This is a genomic window from Streptomyces alkaliterrae, assembly GCF_007097205.2.
GTDB lineage: Bacteria > Actinomycetota > Actinomycetes > Streptomycetales > Streptomycetaceae > Streptomyces > Streptomyces alkaliterrae.
Window position 1 is genome coordinate 1 of sequence record NZ_VJYK02000742.1, and the last position, 404, is coordinate 404.

The window sequence follows — 404 nt, forward strand, 5'->3', positions numbered from 1 at the left end:
GGCGGGGGCGGGGTGTCGACGTCGCCGCCGGCGCCGCCCTCCCGTGACACGCCGGGGGCGCCGCGCAGCGAGCTGATGCCCCAGTACAGCGACAGCGCGCCGAGCAGCAGTGCCACCGGCGGCAGGTTGAACAGGGCGAAGAAGAAGCCCCACATGCCGGCCAACAGCGCGTAGCGGGCGTGGCGTTGGGCGGGGTCCTTGGGGTCCCAGCGGCGGCGGTCGGGGCGGCCGCCGCCGCCGTCGCCCGTGCCGGGGCCGTTGCCGAAGCCGCCGTCGCTGCGGCCGGGCTGGCGGCTGCTCCACTGCCTGCCCCAGGGGGTGGAGGGCCGGTCGGACCCGTCGCCGTCGCGCTGTCCGCCGTCACGGCCGTCGCCCTGCGGCTCGCCTGTCTCCCGGGTGGTCCG

At 78.7% G+C, this 404-nt stretch carries 1 pseudogene; it reads right to left on the minus strand.

Annotation, left to right across the window (positions count from 1 at the left end):
- Positions 1-404 (minus strand): annotated as a pseudogene (locus FNX44_RS29385) (hypothetical protein); the annotation flags it as partial.